Genomic DNA, 878 nt, shown 5'->3' with positions numbered 1-878 from the left:
TCCAGATTTGTTTTCACAAATAATTTATCGTCTGATATGTTAGTCTTTTTTATTTTTTTCGCTATTGAATTAAAATTGCATACAATTTTGCAGGGCTACCGTATTTGCGACTTGTATTGACTTGGCGTTACCCCTTTGATCGATTTGAAAATTTTGTTGAAGTTCGAAAGACTGTTGAAGCCACAGGCATAAGCGATATGGGTGATCTGATGCTTGTTTTCTACAATCAACCGGCAAGATTCGCTGATGCGAACCTCATTGACAAATTGGACGAATGTTTTCTGTGTGCGGGATTTGAAATAACGGCAAAAAGAGTGTTTTGACATATTAGACAGCTTCGCAACTTGATCTAATTGAATTTCGCCCGTATAGTTGTTAAATACAAATTTAAAGATGCTGTCAATTTTACTGTTGTCAACAGGACTATAATTATGGGTGTATCCGGCACTGGAAAGGTAATCAAACTCTGCTGAGGATAGCATCAACTCCATAATCTCCAATAGTAAAATAGTTTTTTTAAAGCCATAGTCTAGCTTTACAATTTCTTTTAACTTTTGTTTCAATTGTTCCTTTGTAGCGCCGCGGAACAGGAGGCCTCTTTTGGATGCTAAAAAAAAGGCTTCGATTTTGTTTGTCTGAAAAAACTGTCCCAATAATTTAATCATCAATTTAGGCTCTATATACAGTGCCAGGGAACGTGATGCCTTTGTTTCCGCTAAAGCAGTGTCTGGGCAGTTCATATTGTTATTGTGCCATACATGTGGGAGGTCCGGTCCCACAAACGTCAATTCATCGGAAGCAAAGTTGCTGATATTATCACCTATAATTCGCTTCCCTTCACTTTCTACAATATAAGTCATCTGACAGGCGCTATGAAA

At 37.6% G+C, this 878-nt stretch carries 1 protein-coding gene; it reads right to left on the bottom strand.

The genetic code is table 11. From position 1 onward, the window contains the following. Window positions 1-95: 95 nt before the first annotated feature. Window positions 96-878 (bottom strand): AraC family transcriptional regulator (locus B3C94_RS05375; RefSeq protein WP_293900163.1); only part of this gene is annotated, 783 nt, incomplete at its 5' end.

The sequence above is a fragment of the Sphingobacterium sp. UBA5670 genome, assembly GCF_002420705.1.
Taxonomy (GTDB): domain Bacteria; phylum Bacteroidota; class Bacteroidia; order Sphingobacteriales; family Sphingobacteriaceae; genus Sphingobacterium.
This window is presented reverse-complemented; position numbering and strand designations above follow the sequence as displayed.